General features: G+C 42.2%; 1 protein-coding gene. It reads left to right on the top strand.

The annotated features are described in order from the left end of the window. Nucleotides 1-206: 206 nt before the first annotated feature. Nucleotides 207-270: manganase accumulation protein MntS (gene mntS, locus V5P19_RS23645; protein ID WP_334407984.1), on the top strand; the 64-nt coding region annotated here is incomplete at its 3' end.

The raw sequence follows: 270 nt of genomic DNA, 5'->3' as shown, positions 1-270 counted from the left end.
CGTACCTGCGCGACGACTCATTGTGCTTCCTCATTATGGTGACGCATACATAGCGTTCTCATTTCGTGCGCACATTGTAAACCAGAGTTGCGAAGGTACAAAAAATTAACGTTTTAGCAATAGCTATATAATATAGCCTGTGCTATATCTGTATGTAATGCAATCATCCCTCAAGGATCGACGGGATTAGCAAGTCAGGAGGTCTTATGAATGAGTTCAAGAGGTGTATGCGCGTGTTTAGTCATTCTCCCTTTAAAGTACGGTTAATGC

The organism is Enterobacter sp. UNJFSC 003, assembly GCF_036903355.1.
Taxonomy (GTDB): domain Bacteria; phylum Pseudomonadota; class Gammaproteobacteria; order Enterobacterales; family Enterobacteriaceae; genus Enterobacter.
Note: the sequence above shows the minus strand (reverse complement) of the source record. Positions and strands in the feature narration are given on the sequence as shown.